Raw genomic sequence first — 12,661 nt, 5'->3', positions numbered from 1 at the left:
TTCCTCCGGCAGATGGAAGAGCTCCCATGACCACAGAAACGGAACTGAAATTCCGCGTTGCTCCGCAACAATTGGCGTCGGTGTTGCGCAAGGGCGGCTTGAGCGGGCGGCGCGGCGACCAGTCCGAGCAATCGCTCGTTTCGACCTACTATGATACGCGCAAGCATAAGCTCAAACGCCATGGTTTGACGCTACGCGTCCGCAAGATCGAGGGCCGTTACGTTCAGACCGTGAAAGCGGGCGGCGCGGGCGGCTTGACACGGGGCGAATGGGAGCACGAGGTTTCCGGCGCAACGCCCGACCTGAAAAAGACGAAACATACGCCGCTCCGGGACCTTGCGACCCGAAAGCTTCCTCGCAAGCTGAAGCCCGTCTTCCAGACCGACATCCATCGCACGGCGCAGGCACGACGCGTCCGGAAGAGCCAGATCGAACTTGCGGTCGACCGGGGCCGCATCAGCGCCGGGCGACGGACGCGGGCCGTCGCCGAGCTGGAGCTGGAACTGAAGTCCGGACATATTGCAGATCTGTTCCGGCTTGCACGCGACCTCGAGCGCAAAACGGGGGCAGAGCTCGATCTGCGCTCGAAGGCCGAGCAGGGTTACCTGCTCGTCGCGGGCGCCGGCGGCGCGCAGCATGCCGAGCCGATCGCGCTGAAGGCCGAGCTCTCGCCACACGAGGCGTTCCGCCTCATCGCGCATGCGACGCTGCGGCACGTCGCGGCGAATGCCGATCCGGTGCGCGACATGGACGCCGAAGGAGTTCATCAGATGCGCGTTGGCCTGCGGCGCCTGCGTGCGGCCATTTCGCTGTTCGCCGATATCCTGCCGCGGGCGAGTACCGCGCGGATCAAGGCCGAGCTGAAATGGCTCACGGGCGAACTGGCCCCAGCGCGAGAAATCGACGTGTTCCTGACGGAGAGCATCCAGCCGATCACCGCGCAGGACGTGCCGAAGCGCGGTGCCCGCGCGATCCGCAAGAGGTTAACGCAGGGCGGCTTTCGAGCGTGCACGCCAGGCGATCATGTCGGCGCGTTACCGCCGACTGCTGATCGACGTGGTCGAGTGGATCGAAGGTGGACGACCTCACGTCGGCGACGGCCGCTCGATCGCCACCTACGCAGCGCAGATGCTCGATCGGCGCGTCAGGAAGGCACGCAAGCAGGGCAAGCGTCTGAACGATCTCGAGCCGACTGAGCGCCACAAGCTGCGGATCAGGATCAAGAAGATCCGCTATGCCGTCGAATTCTTCGCAAGCCTCTACGGCGTTCGCGACCGCAAGGAGCTTGCAGCTCTGTCCGACCGGCTCAAGCAGATTCAATCCGCGCTGGGATCGCTGAACGACTTCATGGCGCATCGCGAGCTGGCAACGGAGGCTGCACTGACCGCGCCGCCCGCGCACCGCCGCGCCCAGGCTTTCGCATCGGGCGTCATCGTAGGCCACGAACGCGAGGCCGCCGACGGCCTGATGAAGGACGCAGCAAAGGAGCTGCACCGGTTGCGCCGATTGCGCGCGGTGCCGAACGAGAGAGCGTAGGGGAGCGGCAACCGGATCGGCAGCCGACATGACGCACGCCGCCGCGGCTTAGTCCTTCCGGCCGGCGGCGCCGCCGAGAAACAGCTTCCATGCCTTCTCGAAGTGGAGCTTCCGCTCCTTGGGTGAGGCGAGCGGCTTGTATCCGAACATCGCCAGCGTGGTCGGGCCGACGATGATGCTGTTGATGAGAAAATCGGTCAGGAAATTGACGTCGCCGGAAACGACGTGCCGATCCGCCTGGGCCTTCATGACGGACGTGCGAAGCAACGACATGATGGCGTCCGGCTCGGGCTCGGCCTGGCTTCCGCCGGCAACCAGGCTCTCGCTGGCGGCGGTCCGCTTGAAGGCCACCAGCTCCGGATCGAGATTGATGTCGAGAAGGAGGCTCGTCAGCTCCTTGAGCTGCGCGAGGCTGTTCTGGCTCGACTGCCTCACCTGAAGCTCGGCCAGACGCGCCATGATGCGCCGGCGGCTTCGCTCGAGGACGGCACCGAAGATCGCCCGCTTCGACGGATAGCGCCGGTAGATGGTGTCCTTGCCGGCGCCGCATTCCGAGACGACCCGCTCCATCGACGTCGCGGCGTAGCCGTCCCGGGCGAACAGATCCGCGGCCACCGCAAGGATGCGGTCCTCGATGGCCTGGGCCTCTGCCTTGGTCGGCCGCCCGCCACGGCTTTCCCCGATGCGCCTCTTCGCGCGCTTGGCGGTCTTGACTGCCTGCTTCATGCCTTCCCCTGCACGATCCGGAATCGCTCCTCGACTTTTAATAGTTCTAAATACTCGAAAACGCCAACCTCATAACTGGACAGCTCCGTCCCGTTTTGTTTTAACCCCGTTCGCGAGTTTTGGGTGGGGTGTTGAAATGGAAATGACCGGAGGATCGCAGCGGCTTCTGCGAGGTGCGGCGCTCTTGTTGGGATCGACCGCCTTTCTTGCGCTGGAAGCGCCAGCCTTTGCGCAGAATTCGATGCTGCCGCCGGTGACGGTGGCCGCGCCGCAAGGCCAGCGTGCGGCGCGCAACGTGACTTCGCAGCGCCAGCAAAGCGCCGCGCGGCGCAGCGCCCGGACGCGGACGAATTCCAATGCACCGGCGCCGGCTGCTCCGCTCGCGGCGGGATCGCCGACAGGCCGGCAAGACACGCGAGACCAGATGGCTGCGACCAGCCAGTCGACGGCGACCAAGACCTCCACGCCCGTGCTGGAGACACCGCAATCGGTCACCACGGTGACGCGCCGCCAGATCGACGAGCAGAATCCGCAAACCGTCGGCAATGCCCTGCAATACACGGCCGGCGTCCTCTCCGAACGCGACGCGACCAGCCGCTATGACAGCGTATTCCTGCGCGGCATTGGCGGCTTCGGTACGTCGACCAATTTCGTCAGCTTCCTCGACGGATTGAAGCTGCCGCGCGGGCAGGCCTTCGCAGTGACGTCGATCGACGCATTCCTGCTCGATCGCATCGAAGTCATCAAAGGACCCTCGGCCGTCCTGTACGGACAGATCAGCCCCGGCGGTCTCGTCAATCTGGTCAGCCGCCAGCCGAGCGACATTCCCTATAACGAAGCGCGCATCGAAGGCGGCAGCTACGGCCGCATCCAGGGCGGCATCACGAGCCAGGGCGCATTGGACGCCGCACATCAATGGCTCTACAGCATCAGCGCGATCGGCCGGATGTCCGGCACGCGCTATGACGACGTGGACGAGCGGCGCTTCGGCGTCGCGCCCGCGATCACGTGGCGCCCGGACGCCGATACGCAGCTGACGGTCTCCGGCTTCTACCAGCGCGATCCGAAGGGGGGCTATTTCAACTCGCTCTATCCGCAATCGCTCGCGCCGGCAGCATACCGGCCGTATCTCAACCGCAATCTGAACATCGGCGATCCCGGGTTCGATCGTTTCGACCGCGAGCAGGCGGGCCTCGGCTACGTGTTCGACCGCCGCGTGAACGAAGTCGTGAGCTTCCACTCTGCACTGCGCTACTCGAAGGTCGACACCGACTTCCAGTCGCTGCAAATGGCGGGCGCGCTGACGGCGGCCGGCACGATTCCTCGCGCGGCGATCCGATCCATCGAGAGTGCCGACGGCATCGCCGCCGACAACCGCCTGCGCTTCGACTTCAGGACGTCCGTCGTCGAGCACACCGTGCTCGCCGGCTGGGACCAGCAGAACACGCACAGCTCGTGGCTCTATCAATTCGGCGGCGCGACCTCGCTCGATGTCGTGAACCCAGCCTACTATCAGCCGGTCGGAACGCTGTTCCCGGTCATCAACAACGACCAGTCGTTGTCGCAGACCGGAATCTACGTCCAGGACCAGATGAAGTTCGGCGGCTTCCGCCTCACTCTCGGCACACGGCACGACTGGACCGAGCAGAACACCGACAACCGGATCTCCTCGACGAAGCAGTCGCAGGAGAGCGACAAGCAGACCTATCGCGCCGGCCTGCTTTATCTGTTCGACAACGGCCTTGCCCCCTATGTCAGCTATTCGACCTCGTTCGAGCCGACCATCGGCGTCGGCAGCAATGGCCTGCCCTTCGTGCCCACGACGGGCGAGCAATATCAAGGCGGCCTGAAGTACAAGCCGGCCTTCGCCGACATGCTGTTCACGGCCGCCGTGTTCGATCTGCGCCAGCAGAACACGCTGACACCGTCGGCCGTGCCGGGCCTCAGCGTGCAGCAGGGCGAGATCCGATCGCGCGGCGTCGAGCTGGAGGCGCGTGGCAAGATCACCGAGAACATCGAGATCGTCGCGGCCTCGACCTTCCTCGACACCAAGGTCACGCGGTCAACCGATCTCAGCGCGATCGGCAAGCGTCCCCAAGCGGTGCCCACGCATTTCGAATCGCTCTGGGCCAATTACAGCTTTCTGACCGGCGGCCTCGCCGGCCCGACCATCGGCGGCGGCGTGCGCTCGGTCGGTCCGAGCTATGGCGACGACATCAACAGCCTGGTGTCGCCGGGATATGTCGTGTTCGACGCGGCAGTCCGCTACGACCTCGTCAATCTCGTGCGGGCCTGGAAGGGCGCGGAGGTCTCGCTCAACGTCACCAACCTGTTCGACCAGAGCTACTACACGAGCTGCAGCTCGAACATCTACTGCCAGTTCGGCAATGGCCGCCTCGCGCTCGCCGGCCTGCGCTATCGATGGTGATCGCATGAGGTTGCCCGCATGAGCGCGCGACGGCTGCGGTGGTGGTCGTGGATACACAAATGGAGCAGCCTGATCTGCACGATCTTTGCGCTGCTGCTGTGTCTCACCGGCCTTCCGCTCATTTTCCATGAAGAGCTGGGGCCGAACCCCACGCTCGAGCAGGTCGCCGATCCCCGCGCCCGCGCCTCCGTCGATGCCATGATCGCCCAGGCGCTCGCCGAGCGGCCGGGCGAGATCGTGCCGTATCTGTTCTATGACCGCGAAAAGCCGATCGTGAAGATCCCGACGGCTACCAGCATGACATCTGCCCCGGACACCTTTTTCTACAAGGTGTTCGATATCAGGACCGGCAAGGCGCTCACGACTGGCCAGCCCAATGAGGGCTTCATCTACGTGATGCTGCGGCTTCATGCCGATTTGTTCGCCGGCATCAAGGGCACCCTGTTCCTCGGCGGCATGGGCCTCTTGTTGGTCGTCGCAATCGTCTCCGGCGTGGTGCTGTACGGTCCATTCGCGAGGCGCCTCGGGTTCGGCGAAGTGCGCAGGCAGCACAGCAGCCGGCTGCGTTGGCTCGACCTGCACAATCTGCTCGGCATCATCACGCTGGCCTGGTTCGGTATCGTCTCGCTGACAGGCGTGATCAACACCTTGGCCGCGCCGATCGAGCTGATGTGGCAGTCGAACCAGCTGATGGAAATGGCGGTGCAGAGTCAGGCACGGGAGCATGGAGATCGCCGCGCGTCGGTCGATCTCGTTCTGGCCAAGGTGCGCGCAGCGGTGCCTGGAATGACGGTCACGACCCTCGCCTTTCCGGGCAGCCCGTTTTCCACGCCAAGTCATTACGCAGCGTTCCTGACGGGCAATACTCCGCTGACGAGCCGCATCCTCAAGCCCGCCATCATCGACGCCGCGAGCGGGGAGGTCGTCGCGGTGCGTGACATGCCCTGGTACGCGACAGCCTTGTTCGTCTCGCAGCCGCTGCATTTCGGCGACTACGGCGGCCTGCCGCTGAAAATCATCTGGGCGGCGTTCGATATCGTCACCATCGTCATCCTGATCAGCGGATTGTATCTCTGGCTCGCCAGATGGCGGGCGGGAGGCGCTATCCCGGCTGGCACGAGAACGGCTCCGGCGGAGCTCGTCCGATGACGTCGCGCCGGACGCTCTGGACGGTCCCGGCCTTGCTGGCAATTGTGACGCTGGTCGGTCTCCTCGCCGCGTTGATCGGCGAAGGCGGGATCTGGTGGGCGCTCTCTTGGGCGACGCTGACTGTGCCGTGCGTCTGCAGCTTCTACTATCTCGCTCGGGGCCTGATGCCGCCACGAGCGGACCCCTGACGTCAGGTCTGGTCGCCCCTGCGCCAACCGGGCCTCTCCTGCCATTGGCACCCTCCTCCCGATCATGTAACCCGGCCAAAAGCCTTGCCGGGACGGGACGCTGATGACTGCGGTTGCTACGGATGAAGCGGGACACGCCACCCGCGCTCTGATCTTTGCGCTGCTTGCGCTGGCCTGTGGCCACATGCTCTCGACCTTGCTGCGCACCATTCCCGCGGTTAGCCTCGATCTGATGGCCGCGGACTTCCGCATGGAGCCGCAGGCCCTCGCCAGCCTCACCTCGGTCTATCCCTTTGCCTTTGCGGCCGCCCAGATCCCGGTCGGCGCGGCGATGGATCGCTTTGGCGTGCGCCCGGTGTCGCTCAGCCTGCTCGCGGGAACCGTGATCGGGGCCATCGCGTCGGGGTTTGCGACTGGCCCTGCGAGCTTTGCCCTCGGGCAGGTGCTGCTCGGCGTTGCCACCTCGGGCATGCTGATGTGCCCGATGACGCTGGCGGCCAAGCAATTGTCGGCTAGCCGCTTCGGCCTGTGGTCGGGCGCGATTCTCTCGATCGGCAATATCGGCATGCTGCTGTCGTCGAGCCCGCTCGCCTTCGTGGTGGACGCCTGGGGCTGGCGCGCCGGGTTCTGGCTCTCCGCGGCCGGCGGCGTCGCGGTGGCGCTCGCCGTGTTTGCGCTGGTGCCGCACCAGGCGGCCGAGCACAAGGACGAGTCCTCGCCGTTATCGCAGATGATCGAGGTGCTCAGGCTCGGCCTGTCGCGGCCCTTGCGCGGCTTGATCGCGCTGGCGCTGGTGTCGCTGGCGACCTCGCTGGTGCTGCGCGGCCTGTGGGGCGGACCATGGCTGATGGAGATCAAGGGATTGTCGCGGGTCGAGGCCGGCAACCAGCTCGGCGCCTTCACGCTGGCGATGATCGCAGGTCCGCTGTGCATCGGCATCATCGACCGCAGGCTCGGCCGCCGCCGCGCGCTGGTGGCCGCCACGCACATGGTCGGGGCGCTGGTCCTGGCGCTGATGGCGCTGGGCGCACCGGGCTACGCCGTCTCCATGCTGTTCGGCCTCTCAGTGATGCCGCCGCGATACGACCTCGTGATGTTCGTGCTGATCGGCCTTGCGACCTCCGCCCAGCCGCTGATCTTCGGCATGTCCCGGCAGCTGGTCGATGCGCAGACCGCGGGCAAGGCGCTTGCGGCGGTGAACCTCGCATTCTTCCTCGGCGCGGCCTTGATGCAATCGGTGACCGGCGCGGTGGCGGCACTTGCGGGATTGCCGGCGGTGCTGCTGTTCATGGCTGCCATGCTGGCGCTCGGCGTGCTGATCTTTTTGGCTTACACGTCGCGGAGCCCATAGAAGCGGGCCGTCACCGGCAGCAGTTCAGCGGCCATGACCGCATCGCAGACCTGGCGGGGATATGAACGGTCACTGCGCTGCAAGAACCTTGGATGTCTTCCGGGGTATCCTGTCGACCACGTCCAGCTCACCGGTGTCGACGACACCCTCGTCCTGATGATCGCCTTCCGCGTGTCGATCCGGACTAAGCCATTGCGAGACGCGGTCGAGATAAAGGTAGACCACCGGCGTGGTGAAAAGCGTCAGGACCTGGCTGACCAGGAGACCGCCGACCATGGCGTAGCCGAGCGGTTGACGGAGCTCCGAGCCGGTGCCGTGGCCCAGCATCAGCGGCACGCCGCCCAGCGCCGCCGCCATCGTGGTCATCAGAATTGGACGGAAGCGCAGCAGGCATGCCCGGCGAATGGCTTCGACCGGTGACATGCCCTGATCCCGTTCCGCCACGATCGCAAAGTCGACCAGCATGATGCCGTTCTTCTTGACGATGCCGATCAGCAGAACCAGCCCGATCAGCCCGATCAGGCTGAAGTCGAAGTGGAAAATGAGGAGCGTCGCCAAAGCGCCGACACCGGCCGACGGCAGGGTCGACAGGATCGTCAGAGGGTGGATGTAGCTCTCGTAGAGCACGCCGAGGATGAGATACACCACGATCAGTGCTGCGACGATCAAGAGAGGCACCGAGGAGAGCGACTCCTGGAACGCCTTTGCCGTTCCCTGGAACGTGGACGTGATGGCGGCCGGCACGTTCATCTGCCTTTCCATCGCGTCGATCGCCTGCGTCGCCTCGCCCAGGGCGACATTGGGAGCGAGGTTGAAGGAGATCGTCACCGCCGGAAACTGGCCCTGATGATTGATGGCCAGGGGCCGCACCGGGGCCGTGGTCCACTTCGCGAACGCCGACAACGGCACCTCACCGCCCGTCGTCGGGGAACGCAGATAGATCTGCTCCAGCGTGGACGGATTCTTCTGCAGCGAGGGCAGCACCTCGAGGACGACGTAGTAGGTGGACAACTGCGTGGAATAGGTCGCGATTTCCCGCTGCCCAAACGCATCATACAGCGTCGCATCGATGACGTCGGGGGTGATCCCGAAACGTGCCGCCTGATTGCGGTCGATCGTCAGCGTCAGCGTGGTGCCCGACGTCTGCTGATCCGAAGCGACGTCGCGCAATTCGGGCATCTGCTTCATCTTGTCGAGCAGCCTGGGGGCCCATGTGTTCAGCTGGTCCATGTCGGTCGACTGCAAGGTGAACTGATATTGCGTGCGGGAGGCGCGGCCGCCGACGCGAACGTCCTGCGCCGACTGGAGATAGAGACGCGCGCCCTCAACCTTCGCCGTCTGCGCCTGCAGGCGACGGATGACCTGGTCGGCCGACGCCGTGCGCTCGTCGCGCGGCTTCAAGGTGATGTACATGTTGCCGTCGTTGAGCGTATTGCCGCTGCCGCCCATGCGCATGGCCATGTGGTCGATCGCCGGATCCTTCAGCACGATCGCACCCATCTCCTGCATGTGCTTCGCCATGTCCGCGATCGACACGTCCTGCGACGTTTCGACGATTCCGGTGATCAGCCCGGTATCCTGCTGCGGAAAGAATCCCTTGGGGATGATCACGAACAGGTAGACGGTCAGGGCTATCGTCGCAAAGAACACCATCAGGGTCGCGAAGCGAAAGCGCAGCACGAGGTCGAGGCCGCGTTCATAGCCGTCCACCAGACCCTGGAACATCCGCTCGCTGAGCATGTAGAGCCTGCCGTGATGCTCCTCGTCGTGCGATTTGAGGAAGCGCGAGGCCATCATCGGCGTCAGCGTCAACGACACAAAGGCCGACACGACGATCGTCATCGCGAGCGTCACCGAAAACTCCCGGAACAGACGGCCGATGATGCCGCCCATCAGCAGCAACGGAATCAGGACCGCGATCAGCGAGACGGAGATCGAGATGATCGTGAAGCCGATTTCGCCCGCGCCCTTGACCGCGGCGGCCATCGGCGTCTCGCCTTCCTCGATATACCGGGAGATGTTCTCGAGCATCACGATGGCATCGTCGACCACGAAGCCGACCGCAATGGTGAGGGCCATCAGCGACAGGTTGTCGAGGCTGTAGCCGGCCATCCACATCAATGCGCAGGCGCCGAGCAGCGCGAGCGGCACCGTGATCGACGGAATGATGGTGGCCCACACGCTGCGAAGGAAAACGAAGATCACCATCACGACGAGGCCGATCGTCAGGAGCAGGGTGAACTGCACGTCCTTCACCGCCGCACGGATGGTCTGCGTGCGGTCCGACAACACCTGGATGTCGATGGCAGGCGAGATGCCTGCCTTGAGGTGCGGCAGCTGCTTCATCACATTGTCGACGGTGTCGATGACGTTGGCGCCGGGCTGCTTGAAAATGACCAGAAAGACGCCGGGCTTGCCGTCGGCCCAGCCGTACTGGGTATTGTCCAGCGGCGCGCTGACGGCATGGCCGATGTCGCCGACGCGGACAGGACTGCCGTTGCGATAAGCAATGACGATGTCGTTCCAGGCCTCGGCCTTGGTGAACTGGTCATTGGCGTAGACAGTGTACGTGCGGGTGTCTCCGTTGAGAGTGCCCTTGGGATTGTTGACCGATATCACCGAGAGCGGGGTCCGGATGTCTTCCAGCGACAGGCCTTTGGCGACCAGCTTGGCGGGATCGATCTGGACCCGGATCGACGGCGCCTGCTGCCCACCGACACTGACCTGGCCAACCCCGCCGATGTGGCTGATCGCTTGCGCGAGCTTGGTGTAGGCTTCGTCCGACACCCGGGTCATCGGCAGCGTCTTCGACGTGGCGCCAAGCAGGAGAATGGGCGAGTCCGCCGGATTGACCTTCCTGTAGGTCGGGGTGCTCGGCATCGTCTTGGGCAATTGCCCGCTGGCGGCATTGATGGCGGCAAGCACGTCGGACCCGGCACCGTCGATGTTGCGCGAAAGATCGAACTGCAGAACGATCTGGGTCGAGCTGGTCTGGCTCGACGAGGTCATCTCCGAGACGCCGGGAATCAGCGCGAACTGCGACTCGAGCGGTTGCGCGACCGAGGACGCCATGGTCTCGGGATCCGCGCCGGGAAGACTGGCGGAGACCTGGATGGTGGGGAAGTCGACTTCCGGCAGCGGCGCCACCGGCAATTGCGGATAGGCGATGATCCCGACGAAGAGGATTCCGACCATCAGCAGCGACGTCGCGATGGGCAGGCGAATGAAGGGAGCCGAGATGCCGCCTGCCATGTCAGTCAGCCGATCCGGCCTTGGCCTGGTTTGCGGCGGCGCTCGCATCCATCATCGGCACGGCCGCAGCGACCAGCGGCTTTTCGTCCACCAAGGCGCCTTCGAACAAGCGCGACTGCCCGGCCACCACGATCCTGTCGCCAACGTTCAAGCCTTCGGCCACCACGGCATTCGCATCGCCGCTCTCACCGACCTTGATCGGCCTCACGCTGACCTTGCCATTGCCACCGATCACATACGCGAACAGGCCGGACGGCCCGTGCTGCACGCCGTCCTGCGGCACGACGACCACCTGCTTGAGCGTATCGACCAGCATCCGCGTGTTGACGGACAGGCCGGGCCACAGCGCGTTGTCCTTGTTGTCGAAGCGCGCTTTCAGACCGATCGTCCCGGTCGCCTGGTTCACCGAATTGTCCATGATCGCGAGCCTGCCGTGCGACAATGTCCGCGCCCCGTCCGACGACAGCGCCTCGACGGGCACCTCGCCGGCTTCAAAGGCCTTGGCGATGGCCTGCAGCTGGTCTTCCGGTTCCGTGAACTGCACGGCGATCGGCTGCAGCTGGGCGATGGTGACGATGCCCGTCGTATCCGCGGCATGCACGATGTTGCCGGGATCGACCAGCCGGAAGCCCATGCGTCCGCTGATCGGCGCCTTGATGGAGGTGTAACCGAGATTGGTCTGCGCGTTGTCGATGGCGGCCTGGTCGCCCTTCACCTGCGCCGTCATCTGATCGACCAGCGCCTGCTGGGTATCGAGATTTTGTTGGGTCTCGAATTGCTGTTTCGCGAGCTTCTGAAATCGCTCCAGGTTCAACTGGTCGTTCCTCAGGCTGGCCTCGTCCTGGGCCTTCTTCGCCACGGCCTGCTCCAGGGCCGCGGTAAAGGGGCGTTGATCGATCTGCAGAAGCGGATCGCCCTCCTTGACCATCTGTCCCTGCTTGAAGAACACCTTCGTGATCTGTCCGTCCACACGGCTCCTGACCATCACCGTCTTGAACGGTGAGACGACTCCAAGGCCGTAGATGTGCACGGGAAAGTCGCTCTTCTTCACCTCGAAAGAGGTCACGGGAATCCTGACAGCAGACTGACTGGACACGCTTTGAGCGGCCGCTTCGACCGGCTTGACGCTGCCGAGCAGCTCAGACCACAAGCCGAAGGCCACCGCGGCCAGTGCAAAGATTCCAAACAGCGTAGCGCTGAGCTTCGGTCGCCTTGTCAGATTGATCGCCATCTAACTCTTCGTGCCCGACTTCACATGAACCTGCTGCTTTGAACGAAAAGTATCGCGGACAACATCTCGGCCTCAAAATAACGATTGCGTGCGGCATTCTGTACAATCGGTCATGTTTGATCGTGCGCAGTTTCGAGCACCGATCATTCGAGCGCGCTGATCTTCCGAGTGGCGGAGACATCTAACGGAAGCAAGCAACAGACAGAAACAATATGCACGCGCGCCAACGATTCTCCGCGGCATCACGCCGAATTGCGCCAGCAGCCGAGAGTTTCGGGAACGTCCAGCAAGAGCCGGGCCTATCATCAAAATGTTGATGGCGACGCGAACTGTTGTTTGAAGCGCAAGATGAAAGCCGATCGGCCTGCCCATCTGGGAAATGTCGTACCGTTTCGAAAGCGATCAGAGACCGGCGGAGATCCGGCCGATGATGTGCGGCCCGACGACATTCTTCGCATGCTCGACCTCTCGAAGTTCGAGAAAAAGCGCCGCACTGCGGAGAATGGCGCCAGCATGCGCTTGAACATCGCCGCGATGGTGCTGCTCGGGTTTCTCGTATTCGTCGCGGCCGAAAGTTTCTCCAAACTCGAGCAATCGAATATGTGCTCACACAATTCGGAATGCAGAAATTAGGAACGCAGAAGCAAGCGATTCGCGCCCGGTACGCGCTTGCGCCGGCAGATCGCGACAGCCATCGCCGCATTGGGACCATGCGCGCCCGGCAACGCAGCGCCGTCGCTCATGCGTCGGGGCGAGCTTGCATAACGGGGTACGGCGGGAGATGCTGCCAGGCATCGCAT

At 64.1% G+C, this 12,661-nt stretch carries 8 protein-coding genes and 1 pseudogene; 6 read left to right on the top strand and 3 right to left on the bottom strand.

What is annotated here, in order from left to right:
- Positions 1 to 26: 26 nt before the first annotated feature.
- A pseudogene (locus LPJ38_RS16585) lies at positions 27 to 1,536 on the top strand (CYTH and CHAD domain-containing protein).
- A 48-nt stretch (positions 1,537 to 1,584) separates the two neighbouring features.
- Here the strand turns inward: LPJ38_RS16585 and LPJ38_RS16580 are convergent.
- Positions 1,585 to 2,262 (bottom strand): TetR/AcrR family transcriptional regulator, encoded by a 678-nt coding sequence (locus tag LPJ38_RS16580; RefSeq protein ID WP_145628274.1) that lies wholly within the window; start codon positions 2,260 to 2,262, stop codon positions 1,585 to 1,587.
- Positions 2,263 to 2,404: 142 nt separating this feature from the next.
- On the opposite strand from LPJ38_RS16580, the gene LPJ38_RS16575 reads away from it, so the two are divergent.
- The 4 genes from LPJ38_RS16575 to LPJ38_RS16560 all read left to right on the top strand — a co-directional run bounded on the left by LPJ38_RS16575 (position 2,405) and on the right by LPJ38_RS16560 (position 7,378).
- Complete coding sequence (locus LPJ38_RS16575) at positions 2,405 to 4,690, top strand: TonB-dependent siderophore receptor (RefSeq protein ID WP_167520212.1); 2,286 nt, start codon at positions 2,405 to 2,407, stop codon at positions 4,688 to 4,690.
- Between the two features lie 18 nt (positions 4,691 to 4,708).
- Positions 4,709 to 5,839 carry a PepSY-associated TM helix domain-containing protein gene (locus LPJ38_RS16570; RefSeq protein ID WP_145628276.1) on the top strand — a complete coding sequence of 377 codons (1,131 nt, stop codon included), beginning with the start codon at positions 4,709 to 4,711 and terminating at the stop codon, positions 5,837 to 5,839.
- Entirely contained in the window at positions 5,836 to 6,027 is a 192-nt protein-coding gene (locus tag LPJ38_RS16565) for a hypothetical protein (protein ID WP_145628279.1), read from the top strand. Before LPJ38_RS16570 ends, LPJ38_RS16565 begins: the two co-directional genes overlap by 4 nt.
- 103 nt (positions 6,028 to 6,130) lie before the next feature.
- Positions 6,131 to 7,378, top strand: coding sequence for an MFS transporter (locus LPJ38_RS16560; RefSeq protein WP_145628281.1), 1,248 nt, complete (start codon positions 6,131 to 6,133; stop codon positions 7,376 to 7,378).
- Positions 7,379 to 7,447: 69 nt separating this feature from the next.
- On the opposite strand, the gene LPJ38_RS16555 is transcribed toward LPJ38_RS16560, so the two are convergent.
- Positions 7,448 to 10,630: an efflux RND transporter permease subunit gene (locus tag LPJ38_RS16555; RefSeq protein ID WP_145628283.1), complete on the bottom strand. Its 3,183-nt coding sequence runs from the start codon at positions 10,628 to 10,630 to the stop codon at positions 7,448 to 7,450.
- Position 10,631: 1 nt separating this feature from the next.
- Entirely contained in the window at positions 10,632 to 11,861 is a 1,230-nt protein-coding gene (locus LPJ38_RS16550; RefSeq protein WP_231088648.1) for an efflux RND transporter periplasmic adaptor subunit, read from the bottom strand.
- A 168-nt stretch (positions 11,862 to 12,029) separates the two neighbouring features.
- On the opposite strand from LPJ38_RS16550, the gene LPJ38_RS16545 reads away from it, so the two are divergent.
- Positions 12,030 to 12,494: a hypothetical protein gene (locus LPJ38_RS16545; RefSeq protein ID WP_145628285.1), complete on the top strand. Its 465-nt coding sequence runs from the start codon at positions 12,030 to 12,032 to the stop codon at positions 12,492 to 12,494.
- Positions 12,495 to 12,661 lie beyond the last annotated feature (167 nt).

It is taken from the genome of Bradyrhizobium daqingense, assembly GCF_021044685.1.
Lineage (GTDB): Bacteria > Pseudomonadota > Alphaproteobacteria > Rhizobiales > Xanthobacteraceae > Bradyrhizobium > Bradyrhizobium daqingense.
Note: the sequence above shows the minus strand (reverse complement) of the source record. Positions and strands in the feature narration are given on the sequence as shown.

Coding starts and splice junctions, on each gene's coding strand:
- LPJ38_RS16565 (WP_145628279.1), top strand. CDS start 5,836: ATGACGTCGCGCCGGACGCTCTGGACGGTCCCGGCCTTGCTGGCAATT.
- LPJ38_RS16560 (WP_145628281.1), top strand. CDS start 6,131: ATGACTGCGGTTGCTACGGATGAAGCGGGACACGCCACCCGCGCTCTG.
- LPJ38_RS16550 (WP_231088648.1), bottom strand. CDS start 11,861: ATGGCGATCAATCTGACAAGGCGACCGAAGCTCAGCGCTACGCTGTTT.
- LPJ38_RS16570 (WP_145628276.1), top strand. CDS start 4,709: ATGAGCGCGCGACGGCTGCGGTGGTGGTCGTGGATACACAAATGGAGC.
- LPJ38_RS16580 (WP_145628274.1), bottom strand. CDS start 2,262: ATGAAGCAGGCAGTCAAGACCGCCAAGCGCGCGAAGAGGCGCATCGGG.
- LPJ38_RS16555 (WP_145628283.1), bottom strand. CDS start 10,630: ATGGCAGGCGGCATCTCGGCTCCCTTCATTCGCCTGCCCATCGCGACG.
- LPJ38_RS16575 (WP_167520212.1), top strand. CDS start 2,405: ATGACCGGAGGATCGCAGCGGCTTCTGCGAGGTGCGGCGCTCTTGTTG.